Genomic DNA, 17,040 nt, shown 5'->3' with positions numbered 1-17,040 from the left:
GCCGATGCTGCCGCTATTGATCGCCCTACAATTTCTCACCAGCCTGCCGATCCGCTTGCCGGCAATGCCGGAGCCCGAGCAGCAGGGGCGCTCATTGCTGTATTACCCCGTGGTCGGTCTGTTGCTCGGCGCGTTGCTCTGTCTGGCCGCGTTTGTGCTGGATGGGGCGCCGCCGCTGTTACAGGCGGCCTTGCTGCTCACCCTCTGGGCCGCGCTAACCGGCGGCCTACACCTCGATGGCCTGGCCGACAGCGCCGACGCCTGGCTGGGTGGCTTCGGCGACCGCGAGCGCACACTGCAGATCATGAAGGACCCGCGCAGCGGCCCGGTGGCCGTGGTGGTCCTGGTGCTGTTGTTGCTACTCAAGTTAGCGGCGCTGCTGGCTTTGTTGCAGGCCCAGCACTATGTGGCGCTTCTGTTGGCGCCCCTGTTGGGTCGCGCGGCGCTGCTGGCGCTGTTTCTTGGCACGCCGTACGTGCGGCCTAATGGCCTTGGCCATGCTTTGGCAACGAATCTGCCGCGCACCGGGGCGAAGGGCGTTCTGCTCTTGGTAGCAATCGGATGCCTGCTGTTCGGCAGCAGCGGGCTGATCGCTCTGGCATTGGCTGTGGTGACGTTCCTGCTGGCGCGGCGCGCCATGCTGCGTCGCCTCGGCGGCACCACCGGCGACACCGCCGGTGCGCTGCTGGAGCTGGTGGAGTGTGCGGTGCTGGTGGGACTGGCGCTGCAGCTCTAGCGGTCGGCAACCGGTCGGCGGTCGAGCACGGGCGCATGCTGCGCCATCAGTTCGATGACCCAGTCGATGAACACGCGCAGCTTGGCGCTGACATGTCGATTCGGCGGGAACGCCAGATACAGCGGCATTTCATCGAGTCGCCAATCTTCCAGCAGTGCCAACAGCTCGCCGTTCGCCAGGTGCGTTCTGACCATGTACTCCGGCAGCCAGATGACACCCAGCCCGGCCAGGCCCGCAGCGAGGCAGGCGTTGCCATCATCCACGGCAAGCACATAGCGGCCGTGTACTTGAACCTGCTCTTCTTGCCGCTGCATGACGTACGGTGTGGGTTTGCCGGTGCGCGCCCAGAGAAAGCCGACAACGCGGTGGTAGCTGTTTTCCAGTTCACTCGGATGGGCTGGCACGCCGCTGCGCGCCAGGTAGCTTGGTGCCGCATAGACGCCCAGGCGCAGGTCGCCGACGTGACGGGCGATGAGTGACTGGTCGGTGATTTCCCCACCGCGCACGACGCAGTCCACGTTCTCCCCGATCAGGTCCACCCGCCGATCACTGACGCCCATGTCCAGCTGGATGTCCGGATACTTCGCATAGAAGGCCGGTAATGCCGGAATCAGGATCATCCGCGCCAGTGGGCTGGGGACGTCCACGCGCAAGCGTCCTCGGGGCACTGCTGCTGCGGCGGACAGGCTTGTTTCGGTGTCGTCCAGATCGGCCAGAAGGTGCAGGGCGCGCTCGTAATAGGCCGCACCGTCGGCGGTGACGTTGACCTTGCGCGTGGTGCGGTTGAGCAGCCTGACGCGGAGCCGCGCCTCGAGTTGCTGGACCTGCTGGGTGACGCTGGTCTTGCTGATGCGCAGGGTCTCGGCGGCCTTGGTGAAACTGCCGGTCTCCACCACACGAACGAAAGCCTGCATCGCATCGAAACGGTCCATCTGAACTCCGCGGATTGCTTGGATTATGCAAATAGTGTTGAGCGACCTGGCGCGTTTATCCAGCGCTATGCGCCTTCTACAGTGAGGCCTTCATTCAACGGGTCGCTCCGACCCTTGCTGGAGGTTGCACATGACACCGCGTGACGTTGTTTTTCCGCCAGGACGCCAAGCGCTTTACGAGCGCAATCGCTATTCCCCGGCCATTCGTGCCAATGGTTTGTTGTTCGTCTCTGGACAGGTCGGCAGTCGTGAGGACGGCTCACCCGAACCGGAGCTGGAGGCGCAGGTCCGGCGCGCCTTCAATAGCCTGAACGCGATCCTGCAGGCGGCTGGCTGCACCTTTGACGACGTCATCGATGTCACCGTGTTCATGGTCGATCCGCAATCGATCTTTGAGCGGGTCTGGAGCGTTGTTCCTGAATACTGGGGCGCTGCGCCGCATCCGACGCTGACCGCGGTCGGGGTTACCTGGCTGTACGGCTTCCAGTTCGAGATCAAGGTGATCGCCAAGCTGCCGGAACCGGCCGAGGCTTGATTCGGCTCAGCCCAGCAGCGCCACAGTCTTGATCTGCGCCCAAAGCGCCTGACCGGGCGTAATGGCCAGCTGATCGGCCGAGCGCCGGGTGATGCGTGCCAGCAGCGGCGTGCCGCCGGCATCAAGGCGCACCAGCACGTGCGCGGGGGTATCGGCCGCGACCATGGCTTCGACCCGGGCCGGCAGGAGGTTGGTGATGCTGCTGCCTTCGGCGCGCTGCAGCGCCAGGCTCACGTCGCGGGCGTGCACACGAAAACGCAGGCGCTGGCCCAGGGCTTCCGGACGCTGCGAGACCAGTACTTCTCCGCCGGGAAAGCTCAGCCGGGTCAGGTGGTACTCAGCATCATGTCCGGCAATCTCGCCTTCGATCACCACACCGGCGTCATCGCTGAAGGCGGTCGGCAGGTCCAGTCGCGCCAGCGTCTCGCGCAGTTCGCCCTGGGCGATGGCGCGGCCCTGCTCCAGCAGCACCACGTGGTCGGCCAGCCGCGCCACTTCGTCCGGCGAGTGGCTGACGTAGAGCACGGGGATATCCAGCTCGTCATGCAGGCGTTCCAGATAAGGCAGGATCTCACTCTTGCGCTTGAGGTCGAGCGCGGCCAGCGGTTCGTCCATCAGCAGCAGGCGCGGGCTGGTCAGCAGTGCGCGGGCAATGCCAACGCGCTGGCGTTCGCCGCCGGACAGTCGGTCCGGCATGCGCTCGAGCAGATGGTCGATACCCAGCAGTTCCACCGCTTGCTCCAGCGCTACGCGGCGCTGTGGTGCCGGTACTCGGCGCATGCCGAATTCCAGATTGCGTCGCACGGAAAGGTGCGTGAACAGGTTGGCCTCCTGAAACACGTAACCAATGGGGCGACGGTGTGGTGGTACGAACAGGTTCTGCGCACTGTTCTGCCAACGTTCACCATTGACGGTCAGCTCGCCCTGGTCTGAGCGCTCCAGGCCCGCCACGCAGCGCAGCAGGGTGGTCTTGCCTGAGCCGGAGTGACCGAACAGCGCGGTCACTCCGCGGCCGGGCAGCTGCAGGTCGACATCCAGGCTGAAGTCGGCATAGTCGAGGCGAAAACGTGCCTGGATTCCGCTGTGGGTTGCAGCGTCGTTCATCCGCGCCACCCTTGCTTCAGCCGGCTGCCATACAGCACCAGCAACACCAGGAAGGAGAACAGCAGCATGCCGCCGGCCAGCCAGTGCGCTTGTGCGTACTCCATGGCCTCGACATGGTCGTAGATCTGCACTGACACCACGCGCGTCTGCCCCGGAATGTTGCCGCCGATCATCAGCACCACGCCGAACTCGCCGACGGTATGGGCAAAGCCGAGGATGCTAGCCGTGATGAAGCCGGGGCGGGCGAGTGGCAGAACCACGCTAAAGAAGGTGTCCCAGGGACTGGCGCGTAGTGTGGCGGCGGCTTCCAGGGGCCGCTCGCCAATGGATTCGAACGCATTCTGCAAGGGCTGCACCACGAACGGCAGCGAGTAGAACACCGAGCCGACCACCAACCCGGCAAAGGTGAAAGGCAGGGTGCCCAAGCCAAGGCTCTGGGTGAACTGGCCGATGAAACCGTTGGGCCCCATGGCCACCAGCAGGTAGAAGCCCAGCACCGTGGGTGGCAGTACCAGCGGCAGTGCGACTACGGCACCGATCGGTCCCTTCATGCGCGAGGTAGTGCGCGCCAGCCACCAGGCGATGGGGGTGCCGATCAGCAGCAGGATCAGCGTGGTCACGCTGGCCAGTTTGAAGGTCAGCCAGATTGCTGCCAGGTCCACGCTGTCCAGCGGCATGCTGCTACTCCAGCCCGTAGCCATAGGACTGGATCAGCTCGCGAATCTGCGGCTGGGCCAGGTAACCCATCAAAGCCTTGGCAGCAGGATTGTCCTTGCCCTTGGTCAGCAGCACGGCGTCCTGACGAATCGGCGCGTGGAAGTCGCTGGGCACGATCCAGCCCGAACCGGCGGTGATCGCGCCATCCTTCGACACCTGAGACAGCGCAACGAAGCCCAGCTGCGCGTTGCCGCTGGCGACGAACTGGTAGGTCTGGGCGATGTTTTCACCCTGCACCAATCGACCGCGGAGCGTTTCGGCAAGGCCGAGCTGCTCCAGTGTGGCCACGGCGGCAGCGCCATAGGGCGCGGTCTTCGGATTGGCCACGGCGAGGTGACGGAAATCGCCGGCCTTCAGTTGAGCAGGGCCATCCTCGACCCACCCGGATACCGGCGACCACAGCACTAGCCGCCCTACGGCATAGGTGAAGCGGCTGCCGCGTACGGCCGCGCCTTCCTGCTCAAGCCGTTGCGGCGTGGTGTCATCCGCTGAAAGCAGCACCTCGAATGGCGCGCCATTGCGAATCTGAGCGTAGAACTTCCCGCTGGCGCCGAAGGCAAGGCGTGCCTGATGGCCTGTGTCGCGCTCGAAGCGTGCTGCAATCTCCTGCATCGGAGCGGTGAAGTTGGAGGCGACGGCCACCTGTACCTGCGCCGCCAAGGCACTGCCGAAGGGCAGCAGGAGGAGTATCAGTGCGTAGCGGAGTGCTCGAGATGGATGCATGCGGCCTCGTTCAATGCTGAGCGGCTGGGGCGCATCATATTGCAGTTTGGCCGAGCTGTGATTGACCGGACGCGCTTCGGCCTGCACGGGCATTGTCCTGGCCACCGCTGCGGAGTAGCGTTGTGAGCCCGCGACCGGAGAACTGGCCATGAATATCACTCGTCCACTGGCGGCACTGATGCTGGCCTTTGCCGGCGCCTCGGCAGTTGCCGCCGAATGCCCGGCCCTGCTGCAGCACGAGCTGCCCAAGCTGCGTTCCAAGGAAACCGTCGATCTGTGCAGCCAGTTCCAGGGCAGGGCCCTGGTTGTAGTCAATACCGCCAGCCATTGCGGATTCACCGGGCAATTCAAGGGGCTCGAAGCGCTCTATCAACGCTACAAGGACGACGGCTTGGAGGTGCTTGGCGTTCCTTCGGACGACTTCTTCCAAGAGGCCGACGACGAGGCCGAGACGGCAGAAGTGTGTTACGTGAACTACGGCGTGACCTTCACCATGACCCAGACTCAGCCCGTGCGCGGGCGAAACGCTACACCGCTGTTCCGCGAGCTTGCCGAACAAGCGGGCAAGGCGCCGCGCTGGAATTTCTACAAGTATGTGGTCGATCGGGAAGGGCGCGTCGTCGAGCATTTTTCCAGCAAGGTGACGCCGGATGATCCGCGCCTGATCGCTGCAGTCGAGAAAGCGTTGGCGCGCTAGAACGAAAAAGCCCCGGCGAACCGGGGCTTTTATGTCTTTGCTACGTTAGAAACGGTAGCTCAGAGCTGCGCCGAAGCCGTGGGCGCTGTTTTCGTAGTCTGCGTAGTATGTGCCGCGAGTCGGGCTATCCCGACGAACCTTGGTGTCTTCTTCCCATAGATAGGAATAGGCCAGATCGACGGTGATGTCGTCAGTCGGGTTCCAGCCCAAGCCGAAGCTCACGGCGGTACGATCCCCGCTCGGAATGCGCGGCGAACGATCCACGTTGTTGGTAGGGCTCTGGTCGAAAGCCAGGCCGGTACGCAGGGTCCACTCGCGGTTCAGCTTGTACGATGTACCGATGGCATAGGACCAAGTGTCATGCCATTCCTGATCTTCCACGATTGGGTTGAGCGGGCCGGAGGGCAGACCATCATTTTCGATGACGATCGCTTCGAAGCGGCTCCAACGAGTGAGCATTGCGCCTGCGTACAGTGTCCACTGGTCGTTGAGCTCGTGCGTGACAGAGATGTCAATGGACTCGGGCGTCGTTAGATCCAGCGAGGCATCGTACTTGCCCCCAAGTGGAGTTTGGCTGAAACCTTCTTTCAGCTTGGTATCACCTTCAAGGGTGTATTCGACTTTCGAACGGTAGGTCAGGCCCATCCGGGTGTGGGGGGTGAATTCGTAAAGGATGCCGGCATTGAAACCTACAGCGGTGTCGTCACCCTTAACTTTCACGCGCCCGTCGGCCGCTCCCAAGAAGGTCGCGCTTTGAAGCTCTCCGTCGACACGGTTCAAGGTTGGGCCAAAACCAACGGATAGTTTTTCATTGAAGCGGTAGCTAATCGTCGGCTGAACCGTGATTACTCGGACTTCGCTGTAGTCACCGTGATAGCGACCCTGATATCCGCTTTCGTAGTCGGTGATCATGCCGAATGGCACGTATAAGCCCACGCCGACGGCCCACTTGTCATCGATCGGCTTGACGTAGTAGCCCATCGGCACCGCAGTGAACGGGACCATATCGCCATCGTTACTGCCGCCAACTGGCGTGCCTAGCGCTGTGGTGGCAGATGTGTTCTTGATCTCCGTCTTCGCATGAATCGCCGCCAGACCGAAGCTGACTTCTTCGCGCTTGAGGCGAGACATGCCGGCTGGGTTGCCAAACAGGGTGGTGGCGTCGTCGGCGGAAGATGAGCGGCCTGCGAACGAGGTGCCCATGCCGCTGATGCTTTGTTCATTGAGGGCAAAGCCGGCCGCCATGGCCTGGGTGGACAAGGCGCCTACGGCTACCGCGAGCGCGGTCTTCAACCATGTTGTTTTCATTGTTCTACTACTCCGGGATGAAAGCGGGTCGGAACCTAGCAACTTTTTCGGACAGGTAGCAAGACAATGAATTGCAATTTTTCGTAAAGATGACGACTAACGGTCGTGAAAATAAATGTAACTTCGGTGAAAACCATATAGGCAATTTCTGACTGGTCGGCCACGCTGCGCGTCATGCGCAGCGTGATCCGCAGATCAGGCGCGCGGTCGGACCGGATCGGTAATCCACTCGCTCCAGGACCCCGGATACAGCTTCGCCAGCGGGTATCCGGCCAGGCACAGCGCGAAGAGGTTGTGGCAAGCCGTGACGCCTGAGCCGCAATAGGCCACGGCGGCTTCAGGCGATTTGTCGCCGAACAGCTGAGCGAACCTCTGCTGCAGCTGCTCTGGCGAGAGGAAGCAGCCAGTGTTGCCCAGGTTCTCGGTAAACGGTGCGCAGATCGCGCCTGGTATATGCCCGGCAACCGGGTCGATGGGCTCTACCTCACCGAGGAATCGCGGTAGGGCGCGGGCATCGAGCATCGTCAGCGCGGCGCTTTGCAGATGATCCTGCAGCCAGCTGGCGTCCACAGTCATGCTGCTATCGGGCATTCCGGAAAAACTGCCGGACTCGTTGGCCGGGATCGCGTCGTTCAGCGGCAGTCCGGCTTCCCGCCATGCTTTCAATCCGCCGTCGAGCAGATAGATACCTTCGCGTTTACCCAGCCACACCAGCAGCCACCACGCCCGCGCAGCGAATGCGCCGGGCCCGTCGTCATAGAGCACTACGTCGCTGTGCTCATCGAGGCCGCACTGCTGCAGGCGTGTCAGCAACCGCTGTGGGTCGGGTAGGGGATGTCTGCCAGTCACGCCGGGGACCACCGCGTCGGACAGGTCCTTTTCCAGATCGGCGAAGTGGGCACCGGGAATGTGTCCTTGCTGGTAACTGCATTCGCCGTAGTTTGGATCTTCCAGCGCGAAACGGCAGTCGAGAATCAGCAGATCGGGCTCATGCAGGCGCTTGGCAAGCTGATTGGTGGTGATGAGTTGGGCGAGTGGCATCGGACGACTCCGCAGCGAATTGTTGGCGAACACTACCAGCGTGCACGCCGGCCATGAATGCCCCCGGCTGGTCGGACGCTCGATATATACTGCGCGCCTCGTTCGGCCGCGCGCCGGTCGTCAGCCGAAAAGGAGGGCCGTGTGGCCATCGAAACCCAATGGGTTCTGGATGATGAACATCTGACCCACCTGTGCGCCGAGTGGCGCCAACTGCCCTATGTGGCGGTGGACACCGAATTCATGAGGGTCGATACCTTCTATCCCATTGCCGGGCTGGTCCAGGTCGGCGACGGCCGGCGCGCTTACCTGATCGATCCGCTCGCCGTGCATGACTGGAGCGCGTTCGCCGCGGTGCTGCAGGACAACGCAGTGGTGAAGGTGCTGCACGCCTGCAGCGAGGATCTCGAAGTGCTGCTGCGCCTCACCGGCAGCCTGCCGCAGCCGCTGTTCGATACCCAATTGGCGGCCGGTTACCTGAACATCGGCTTTTCCATGGGCTATTCGCGCCTGGTGCAGGCCGTGCTTGGTATCGAACTGCCCAAGGGCGAAACGCGCTCGGACTGGCTGCAGCGGCCTCTGAGCGACATGCAGGTGCAGTACGCCGCCGAGGATGCGCAACATCTGGCCGAACTCTACGAGGCGCTGTTGCCGAAACTCTCCGAAGACAAACGTGCCTGGGTTCTTGAGGATGGGGCGGAGCTGGTTGCCAATCTGCAACGCGAGTCCGACCCGGAGGAGGCCTATCGTGAGGTGAAGCAGGCGTGGCGATTGAAACCCCAACAACTGGCGGTGCTGAAGGTGCTCACCGCCTGGCGCGAGCGGCAGGCGCGGGCTCGCAACCAGCCGCGCAATCGCGTGTTGCGCGAGGCCAGTCTGTGGCCGTTGGCGCGCACCCAGCCGCGGGATCTGGTAACCCTTGCTCGTATCGAAGACATGCATCCACGCACAGTGCGCCAGGATGGCGAGGCCCTGCTGCAGATGATCGGCCAGGCGGCCGCAACGCCCGAGCAGGACTGGCCCGCGCCGCTGCCTGAGCCATTGCCGTTGGAGGTCTCGTCCGTACTGAAAAAGCTGCGCGCGGTCGGCCAACACGAAGCAAAGGTGCTGGATATTGCTCCGGAGCTGATGCTGCGCAAGAAAACCCTCGAAGCGTTGCTGAAAAGCGGATACCCCGATGGCCCCTATCAACTGCCCGATTCGCTCCGTGGCTGGCGCCGCGAACGGATGGGGCAGGCCCTGCTTGAAGTTCTGGAAAAACGACCATGAAGCTGATCTGTTCCATCTATAAAAGTCCACGCAAGGACGGCATGTACCTCTACGTGGAAAAGCGCGATGCGCTCAAACGCGTTCCCGAGGGGCTGATCGCCGCTTTCGGTGCGCCACAGCTGGCCTTCGAAATGGTACTGACGCCCGAGCGTCAGCTGGCGCGCGAGGACATCACCAAGGTGCTCGCCAATATCAAGGAGCAGGGGTATCACCTGCAGATGCCGCCGGCCGAAGACGATTACATCGAGCATCTCCCCGAAGAGCTGCTGCGCATGAACGATCCGATGTAAATCCGCCAGCGCCGGACTGATTGAAGACAAGGTTTAGCGAGGGGATCGGGACTACTCTCTTCTGACTGCACATGCATAAGGAGACGGTTCATGAAAGCGCGTTCTTTGATTGTCGGTTCGGTGCTGGTAGGTCTGGCGATGTCGGCCAGTGCTCAGCAAACACCCGCTGATGACAATGCAGCCTGGCAGCAGCATTGGCAGCAGATGCAGGAATATCGGCAGGCCTGGCAGTCTGCCAAGACGCCAGAGGAGCGGCAGAAGCTGCGTGACGAGCATTGGCAGAGCATGCAGTCCGGAATGGGTGCGATGGGTGGCTGCCCGATGGGTGGCCCCGGACCCGGTATGGGCAAGCAGGGCGGCAAGATGCCGGGCGCAATGGGCGGTGGTCGCATGATGGGCAACCCGTCCAAGGAAATGCTGGATATGCGCATTGAGCACATGGAGCAAATGCTCGAGCAAATGCGTAGCCATCGACAGATGCTCGACAAGCAATAACCTGGGTGCGGCCGTCTTCCCTGTGGCGGACGGCCGCCGCATCCGCCTGCCGGCTATTGGCCTGGTATCCACCAATGGCTAGACTTGCCGGTTTTCACCGGTAGTTACAATCATGGCGGCCAAGGTCGAACCTTTCTGGAAGCGTAAAACTCTTGCCGAGCTCGACCCGGTCGAATGGGAGTCGCTGTGCGATGGATGCGGCCTCTGCTGCCTGCAGAAGCTCGAGGACGAGGAAGATGGCGCAGTCTATTACACGCGCATTGCGTGCAAGTTGCTCGACCTGAAGACCTGTCAGTGCAGCGACTATCCGAACCGGCGCGCCAGTGTGCCGGACTGCATTCAGCTGAACGCTTCCGATGCTGCTCAATTCAAATGGCTGCCGCCGACTTGCGCCTACCGCCTGGTCGCCGAGCGTAAAGATTTGCCGCTTTGGCATCATCTGGTTTGTGGTGACCGCGAAGCCGTTCATGTCGAGCGAATCTCCCAGGCGGGCCGGATGCTCGCCGAAGGCAGCGTTGCCGAGGAGAACTGGGAAGACCATCTGATTTTCCGTGCCGGTTGAATCTAAGCCTCGTTTGCATCGTCTCAAGACCATTACCTCCCTCGCGTTTACCGATCCTTGGAGTTCTCTTCGATGCTCGCTCGACTGCTGTCGCTGTTCGCTCTCGTTCTTTTTGTCGGTGCGCAGGCTCAGGCTGCCAAGTCGGTGGATCTGGATTACCACGTGCGCTTTCTTCCCGAGGAAGATCAGGCTGTGGTGCAGTTGATTCTGGAAAAAGGCGAGGCGGTTCGTCGTCTGCAGTTCAATCTGGGCGACGAGGGCTACTACAGCGACTTCGAGGCAGACGGCGAATGGCAGCAGGACGCGCCGGAGCAGGGCACCTGGCTGCCTGCGCCTGGCAAGGCTCGACTCAGCTATCGCGTCCGCATCAGCCATCCTCGTGATAATGGGCGCTTCGATGCGCGGATGACCAGCGACTGGGCGTTGTTCCGTGGCGATGATCTGGTGCCGCCGGCACGGCTCGATCAGGTGGATGGTGTGAAGCTGAGATCGCGAATCACCTTCGAGCTACCCGAGGGCTGGAAAAGCATCGAAACCGGCTGGCCGCGTATCGGCAAGAACCGCTTCCGTGTGGAGAACCGCGAGCGACTGTTCGACCGTCCGACCGGTTGGATGCTTGCCGGCAAGCTTGGCACCCGTCGCGCCAGGCTTGGCGAAACGGAGGTTACCGTTGCCGCCCCCGTCGGTGAGGGCGTGCGGCGCATGGATATCCTGACGATGCTGACCTTCGTCTGGCCGCAGGTGCAGAACGTGTTCCCCCGCGATCCGGCGAAGCTGCTGATCGTCGGCGCCGGCGATCCCATGTGGCGCGGCGGGCTGTCTGGACCAAATTCCCTGTACATGCATGCCGATCGCCCGCTGGTCAGCGAGAACGGCACCAGCTCGCTGGTGCATGAGCTGGTGCATGTGTTCAGCCGCATCAAGGACACCGACCGCAGCGACTGGATCAGCGAGGGTCTGGCCGAGTACTACGCCATCGAACTGGTGCGACGTGCCGGCGGCATGAGTGAGGATCGCTACCAGGCGGTGCGCGAGCATCTGACCAAATGGAGCCGCAAGGTCGACAGTCTGCGCACCGAAAATTCCACCGGCCCAGTGACTGCTCGCGCGGTTCTGTTGTTGCAGGATCTGGACAAGGAGATCCGTCAGCGTAGCAAGAGCCGTCATTCGCTCGATGATGTCAGCCGCGGGTTGATGCGCATGGATGCCGTCAGCACCGATGACTTCATCGCCATGACCGAAACGCTGCTGGGCGGAGGCTCGAAAGTGCTCAACACGCGCCTGCTGCGCTGATCGCATCGCAGGCGTCACCAGTGGCCTGACCCCCTACAGAGGTGAGCTCATGAGCGACATCGATCTACGCAGCGACACCGTAACGCAGCCCACCGCCGATATGCGCGAGGCGATGTTTCGTGCCGAAACCGGCGATGATGTCTACGGCGAAGACCCGACGGTAAGCCGCCTCGAACGTCAGCTGGCGGGGGATCTTGGATTCAGCGCAGCGATGTTCGTGCCCTCTGGAACTATGAGCAATCTGCTGGCATTGATGGCGCACTGCGAGCGTGGCGACGAGTACATCGTCGGGCAGCAGGCGCATACCTACAAATACGAGGGGGGTGGTGCGGCTGTGCTCGGCTCGATCCAGCCTCAGCCCATCGAAATGGAGGCCGACGGCACGCTGGATCTCCGGCGTATCGAGGCTGCGATCAAGCCGGACAACTTCCACTTCGCCCGCAGCCGCCTGCTGGTGCTGGAAAACACTATGCACGGCAAGGTCCTGCCGCTGGACTATCTGGCTGCGGCACGCGATTTCACCCGCCAGCGCGATCTGGCGTTGCATCTGGACGGCGCGCGACTGTTCAACGCCGCGGTGAAGCTCGGTTGCGATGCGCGGGAGATCACCCGGCATTTCGATACGGTATCGGTGTGCCTGTCCAAGGGCCTGGGCGCGCCAGTCGGTTCGGTGCTGTGCGGTGATGACGCTTTCATCGCCAAAGCCAGGCGCTTGCGCAAGATGGTCGGCGGCGGCATGCGCCAGGCCGGGATTCTCGCTGCGGCGGGGCTATACGCGCTGGAGCACAATATCGATCGATTGGCCGACGATCATCGGCGCGCAGAATGGCTGGGCAACGAGCTGGCGGCGCTGGGCTTTGCCGTGGAGCCGGTGCAGACCAACATGGTCTACGTCGAGATGGGCGCTCAAGCGACGGCGCTGACGGCCTTTTGCGCGCAGCGGGGTATCCGGCTGACGCCTGCGGCGCGGCTGCGGCTGGTCACCCATTTGGATGTGCACGATGAGCATGTGCCTCGGGTGGTCGGCGCGTTCGCCGAATTTGCCGAATTTGCCGAAAACATGGGCCGCAACTGACGTCGAATTGCTTGATTCAATCGGCTTTATCCCCTATACCCGGCGCGCAGGCCCGATATAATGCGGCCCTTTGCCGGCTATCCGTTTGGATAGTTGCGAACCGGCTTTCGGTGGTCCCGCCTCGCCGTGTCGTTTTGCAGCCGTTCGGCCGCAGTCCTCTGGAAGAAATCTATGAAAAGCGCAGAAATCCGTGAAGCCTTCCTCCGCTTCTTCGAAGAGAAGGGCCACACTCGCGTGGCCTCCAGTTCGCTGATTCCGGCGAACGACCCGACCCTGCTGTTCACCAACGCCGGCATGAACCAGTTCAAGGACTGCTTCCTCGGCCTGGAGAAGCGCGCCTACACCCGTGCCACCACCAGCCAGAAGTGCGTGCGTGCCGGCGGCAAGCACAACGACCTGGAAAACGTCGGCTATACGGCGCGTCACCATACCTTCTTCGAGATGCTCGGCAACTTCAGCTTCGGCGACTACTTCAAGCGCGACGCGATTCACTACGCCTGGGAATTTCTCACCAGCGACAAGTGGCTGAATCTGCCCAAGGAGAAACTCTGGGTCACGGTCTATGCGACCGATGACGAGGCCTACGACATCTGGACCAAGGAAGTCGGCGTGCCGGCCGAGCGCATGGTCCGAATCGGTGACAACAAGGGCGCCCCGTACGCGTCGGACAACTTCTGGGCGATGGGCGACACCGGCCCGTGTGGCCCCTGCACCGAGATCTTCTTCGACCACGGCGAGCACATTTGGGGCGGTCCCCCCGGCTCGCCGGAGGAAGATGGCGATCGCTACATCGAGATCTGGAACAACGTATTCATGCAATTCAACCGCACAGCTGACGGTGTACTGCACCCGCTGCCGGCACCGAGCGTCGATACTGGCATGGGCCTCGAACGCATCAGTGCGGTCCTGCAGCACGTCAACTCGAACTATGAAATCGACCTGTTTCAGAGCCTGCTCAACGCGGCGGCGGATGCCATCGGCTGCGCCAACGAAGGTCAGGCTTCGCTGAAGGTCGTTGCTGACCATATTCGCTCCTGCGGCTTCCTCATCTCCGATGGCGTGACACCGTCCAACGAAGGCCGTGGCTACGTGCTGCGCCGTATCGTTCGCCGCGCTTGCCGCCACGGCAACAAGCTGGGCGCCAAAGGCAGCTTCTTCCACCGTATCGTTGCCGCTCTGGTCGCGGAGATGGGCGAGGCCTTCCCAGGGCTCAAGCAGCAGCAAGCGCATATCGAGCGGGTGCTGAAGAACGAGGAAGAACAGTTCGCCAAGACCCTGGAGCAGGGCCTGAAGATTCTCGAGCAGGATCTGGCCGGGCTTGCCGGTAGCGTCATTCCAGGCGACGTGGTGTTCAAGCTGTATGACACGTACGGCTTCCCGGTCGACCTGACCGGCGACATCGCGCGCGAGCGCAATCTGACGCTCGACGAAGAAGGCTTCGAGCGCGAGATGCAGGCCCAGCGCGAGCGTGCGCGCTCTGCTAGCGCCTTCGGCATGGACTACAACAGCCTGGTCAAGGTCGAAGGCGAAACGCGCTTTATCGGCTATCAGGGCACATCGGGCACCGGCAAGGTCCTGGCGTTGTTCAAGGAAGGCATGGTGGTCGACAGCCTGAGCGCCGGGGAGGAGGGCGTCGTGGTGCTCGATCAGACGCCGTTCTATGCCGAATCCGGCGGTCAGATCGGTGACTGTGGTTACCTCGAGGCACAGGGGCTGCGTTTCGACGTTCGCGATACCAGCAAGGCCGGCAGCGCGTTCCTGCATCACGGCATCGTCGACAGCGGCACGCTGCGCGTCGGTACTGGTGTTCAGGCTACGGTCGACGCGACTGTACGTCAGGCTACCGCGCTCAACCATTCGGCCACGCACCTGCTGCACGCTGCGCTGCGGGAAATCCTCGGCGAGCACGTGAGCCAGAAGGGCTCGCTGGTGGACAGTCAGCGTCTACGCTTCGACTTCAGCCACTTCGAGGCGATCAAGCCTGAGCAGCTCCGCGCGCTGGAAGATCGGGTAAACGCCGAGATTCGCCGCAATTCCGCTGTGGAAATCGAGGAAACCGATATCGATACCGCCAAGGCCAAGGGCGCGATGGCGCTGTTCGGCGAGAAGTACGGCGACTCCGTGCGGGTGCTGACGATGGGCGGTGGCTTTTCGGTGGAGCTGTGCGGCGGCACCCATGTGAACCGCACCGGTGACATCGGTCTGTTCAAGATAACCAGTGAAGGCGGCGTGGCTGCTGGTGTGCGCCGTATCGAGGCGGTCACCGGAGCGCCGGCGCTGGCCTACCTGAACGCGGCGGAGGAACAGCTGAAAGAAGCGGCGAATCTGCTCAAGGGCAGCCGCGACAATCTGCTGGACAAGCTCGGTGGCATCCTTGAGCGCAATCGCCAACTGGAAAAGGAGCTCGAACAGCTCAAGGCCAAGGCAGCCAGTGCAGCAGGTAATGACCTGGCTGGCTCTGCGGTCGAAGTCAAAGGCGTGCGGGTGCTTGCGGCGCGCCAGGATGGTCTGGACGGCAAGGCATTACTGGCGTTGGTCGACCAGTTGAAGAACAAGCTGGGTAGTGCCGTCATTCTCCTTGGTGGTGTTCAGGACGATAAGGTGGTGCTCGTCGCTGGTGTGACACAGGACCTGACCTCTCGCCTGAAAGCCGGCGACCTGATGAAGCAGGCGGCAGCTGCGGTGGGCGGCAAGGGCGGCGGTCGTCCGGACATGGCTCAGGGCGGTGGTAGCGAGCCGGCCAGGCTGGACGATGCGCTGGCACTTGCTCTTTCGTTTGCCGAGCAGGGGCTTTGAGGCCGAACTGCATCAGATAGCGATAAATGCCAGACCCGGCTGATGACGTGTTTGGTGGTTTTCGGGGTTGTATGTTTAATGAATGCCCGTTACGGGCTTTAGGCGGCTAACAATGGCTTTGATCGTACAGAAGTTTGGGGGCACCTCGGTAGGCACCGTCGAGCGGATCGAACAGGTGGCCGAGAAGGTCAAGAAATTCCGCGAAGGTGGTGATGATATCGTCGTGGTCGTCTCGGCCATGAGCGGCGAAACCAACCGACTGATCGATCTTGCCAAGCAGATAAGCGAACAGCCGGTCCCCCGCGAGCTTGATGTGATGGTGTCCACTGGTGAGCAGGTAACCATCGCGCTGCTGGCGATGGCGCTGATCAAGCGCGGCGTTCCGGCAGTTTCCTACACTGGCAATCAGGTCAGGATCCTCACCGACAGTGCGCACACCAAGGCGCGAATCCTGCAGATCGATGGGCAGCGCATCCAGCGTGATATCAAGGCCGGTCGTGTGGTTGTGGTCGCAGGTTTCCAGGGTGTGGACGAGAAAGGCAATATCACGACACTGGGCCGTGGCGGCTCCGACACCACGGGCGTGGCGCTGGCTGCGGCGCTGAAGGCTGATGAGTGCCAGATTTACACCGATGTTGATGGTGTCTACACCACCGATCCCCGGGTCGTTGCCAAGGCTCAGCGACTGGACAAGATCACCTTCGAGGAAATGCTGGAAATGGCCAGCCTCGGCTCCAAGGTGCTTCAGATTCGAGCCGTCGAATTCGCCGGGAAGTACAGTGTCCCGCTGCGTGTTCTGCACAGTTTTCAGGAGGGTCCGGGTACCCTCATTACCCTTGATGAAGAGGAATCCATGGAACAGCCCATCATTTCCGGCATCGCCTTCAATCGCGACGAGGCCAAGCTGACCATCCGTGGTGTGCCAGATACACCCGGCGTCGCTTTCAAGATCCTCGGGCCGATCAGTGCGGCGAACGTCGAAGTGGATATGATCGTGCAGAACGTTGCGCACGATAACACCACCGATTTCACCTTCACGGTGCATCGCAACGATTACAACAACGCCCTCCAGGTACTGCAGGGCATCGCTGCGGAAATGGGCGCTCGCGAAGTCATTGGTGACACGGATATTGCCAAGGTGTCCATTGTGGGTGTCGGGATGCGCTCACACGCTGGCGTTGCCAGTCGGATGTTCGAGGCGTTGGCCAAGGAAAACATCAACATTCAGATGATTTCGACGTCGGAGATCAAAGTGTCAGTGGTAATCGAGGAGAAATACCTCGAGCTTGCCGTGCGTGCGTTGCATACCGCGTTTGAATTGGACGCTCCGGCCGGTAATACTGCGGAATGATTCTCAGAAGGCGCGCTAGTCCGCGCCTTCTGTCGTATTGGGCCGCGCGAAAAGGAACTTTAGGTTCACACGTGCGGGTCAATAGCTGGTGAAAGGCTCTAGCTTCAATGTTTTACGGA

General features: G+C 62.0%; 17 protein-coding genes. 11 read left to right on the top strand and 6 right to left on the bottom strand.

Annotation, left to right across the window (positions count from 1 at the left end; genetic code table 11):
• Nucleotides 1-4 precede the first annotated feature (4 nt).
• Nucleotides 5-736 (top strand): adenosylcobinamide-GDP ribazoletransferase, encoded by a 732-nt coding sequence (locus PSEST_RS14625; protein WP_015277748.1) that lies wholly within the window; start codon nt 5-7, stop codon nt 734-736.
• Here PSEST_RS14625 and PSEST_RS14620 read toward each other — a convergent pair.
• Nucleotides 733-1,668 (bottom strand): LysR family transcriptional regulator, encoded by a 936-nt coding sequence (locus PSEST_RS14620; RefSeq protein ID WP_015277747.1) that lies wholly within the window; start codon nt 1,666-1,668, stop codon nt 733-735. The genes PSEST_RS14625 and PSEST_RS14620 overlap by 4 nt on opposite strands.
• A 130-nt stretch (nt 1,669-1,798) precedes the next feature.
• On the opposite strand from PSEST_RS14620, the gene PSEST_RS14615 reads away from it, so the two are divergent.
• Nucleotides 1,799-2,203, top strand: coding sequence for a RidA family protein (locus tag PSEST_RS14615; RefSeq protein ID WP_015277746.1), 405 nt, complete (start codon nt 1,799-1,801; stop codon nt 2,201-2,203).
• Nucleotides 2,204-2,209: 6 nt separating this feature from the next.
• On the opposite strand, the gene modC is transcribed toward PSEST_RS14615, so the two are convergent.
• The 3 genes from modC to modA are packed head-to-tail and all read right to left on the bottom strand — an operon-like array spanning nt 2,210 to nt 4,747.
• Nucleotides 2,210-3,307 carry a molybdenum ABC transporter ATP-binding protein gene (gene modC, locus PSEST_RS14610; protein ID WP_015277745.1) on the bottom strand — a complete coding sequence of 366 codons (1,098 nt, stop codon included), beginning with the start codon at nt 3,305-3,307 and terminating at the stop codon, nt 2,210-2,212.
• Nucleotides 3,304-4,008 carry a molybdate ABC transporter permease subunit gene (gene modB / locus PSEST_RS14605; protein WP_198286387.1) on the bottom strand — a complete coding sequence of 235 codons (705 nt, stop codon included), beginning with the start codon at nt 4,006-4,008 and terminating at the stop codon, nt 3,304-3,306. The genes modC and modB overlap by 4 nt, the downstream gene beginning before the upstream one ends.
• Nucleotides 3,989-4,747, bottom strand: coding sequence for a molybdate ABC transporter substrate-binding protein (gene modA / locus PSEST_RS14600; RefSeq protein WP_041757035.1), 759 nt, complete (start codon nt 4,745-4,747; stop codon nt 3,989-3,991). Before modA ends, modB begins: the two co-directional genes overlap by 20 nt.
• A gap of 148 nt (nt 4,748-4,895) precedes the next feature.
• On the opposite strand from modA, the gene PSEST_RS14595 reads away from it, so the two are divergent.
• Nucleotides 4,896-5,444: a glutathione peroxidase gene (locus tag PSEST_RS14595; RefSeq protein ID WP_015277742.1), complete on the top strand. Its 549-nt coding sequence runs from the start codon at nt 4,896-4,898 to the stop codon at nt 5,442-5,444.
• A 45-nt stretch (nt 5,445-5,489) separates the two neighbouring features.
• On the opposite strand, the gene PSEST_RS14590 is transcribed toward PSEST_RS14595, so the two are convergent.
• Together PSEST_RS14590 and PSEST_RS14585 are read right to left on the bottom strand one after the other, a co-directional pair.
• Nucleotides 5,490-6,752: an OmpP1/FadL family transporter gene (locus PSEST_RS14590; RefSeq protein ID WP_015277741.1), complete on the bottom strand. Its 1,263-nt coding sequence runs from the start codon at nt 6,750-6,752 to the stop codon at nt 5,490-5,492.
• A 195-nt stretch (nt 6,753-6,947) separates the two neighbouring features.
• Nucleotides 6,948-7,793 carry a sulfurtransferase gene (locus PSEST_RS14585; protein WP_015277740.1) on the bottom strand — a complete coding sequence of 282 codons (846 nt, stop codon included), beginning with the start codon at nt 7,791-7,793 and terminating at the stop codon, nt 6,948-6,950.
• Nucleotides 7,794-7,934: 141 nt separating this feature from the next.
• On the opposite strand from PSEST_RS14585, the gene rnd reads away from it, so the two are divergent.
• From rnd to PSEST_RS14545, 8 genes are all read left to right on the top strand, one after another.
• Nucleotides 7,935-9,059 (top strand): ribonuclease D, encoded by a 1,125-nt coding sequence (gene rnd / locus PSEST_RS14580; RefSeq protein WP_015277739.1) that lies wholly within the window; start codon nt 7,935-7,937, stop codon nt 9,057-9,059.
• Nucleotides 9,056-9,349, top strand: a complete 294-nt coding sequence (locus tag PSEST_RS14575; protein ID WP_015277738.1) for a YcgL domain-containing protein — start codon at nt 9,056-9,058, stop codon at nt 9,347-9,349. The genes rnd and PSEST_RS14575 overlap by 4 nt, the downstream gene beginning before the upstream one ends.
• Before the next feature lie 90 nt (nt 9,350-9,439).
• Nucleotides 9,440-9,844, top strand: coding sequence for a hypothetical protein (locus PSEST_RS14570; RefSeq protein WP_015277737.1), 405 nt, complete (start codon nt 9,440-9,442; stop codon nt 9,842-9,844).
• Between the two features lie 112 nt (nt 9,845-9,956).
• The gene (locus PSEST_RS14565) at nt 9,957-10,406 is read left to right on the top strand and encodes a YcgN family cysteine cluster protein (protein WP_015277736.1); all 450 of its coding nucleotides are present in this window, start codon (nt 9,957-9,959) and stop codon (nt 10,404-10,406) included.
• A 72-nt stretch (nt 10,407-10,478) separates the two neighbouring features.
• The gene (locus PSEST_RS14560; RefSeq protein WP_015277735.1) at nt 10,479-11,699 is read left to right on the top strand and encodes a hypothetical protein; all 1,221 of its coding nucleotides are present in this window, start codon (nt 10,479-10,481) and stop codon (nt 11,697-11,699) included.
• Nucleotides 11,700-11,748: 49 nt separating this feature from the next.
• Nucleotides 11,749-12,774, top strand: coding sequence for a low-specificity L-threonine aldolase (ltaE, locus tag PSEST_RS14555; RefSeq protein ID WP_015277734.1), 1,026 nt, complete (start codon nt 11,749-11,751; stop codon nt 12,772-12,774).
• Nucleotides 12,775-12,945: 171 nt separating this feature from the next.
• Nucleotides 12,946-15,570 (top strand): alanine--tRNA ligase, encoded by a 2,625-nt coding sequence (alaS, locus tag PSEST_RS14550; protein ID WP_015277733.1) that lies wholly within the window; start codon nt 12,946-12,948, stop codon nt 15,568-15,570.
• A 112-nt stretch (nt 15,571-15,682) separates the two neighbouring features.
• Entirely contained in the window at nt 15,683-16,921 is a 1,239-nt protein-coding gene (locus PSEST_RS14545; RefSeq protein WP_015277732.1) for an aspartate kinase, read from the top strand.
• Nucleotides 16,922-17,040: the final 119 nt, after the last annotated feature.

This window comes from Stutzerimonas stutzeri RCH2, from assembly GCF_000327065.1.
GTDB classification, from domain to species: domain Bacteria; phylum Pseudomonadota; class Gammaproteobacteria; order Pseudomonadales; family Pseudomonadaceae; genus Stutzerimonas; species Stutzerimonas stutzeri_AE.
This window is presented reverse-complemented; position numbering and strand designations above follow the sequence as displayed.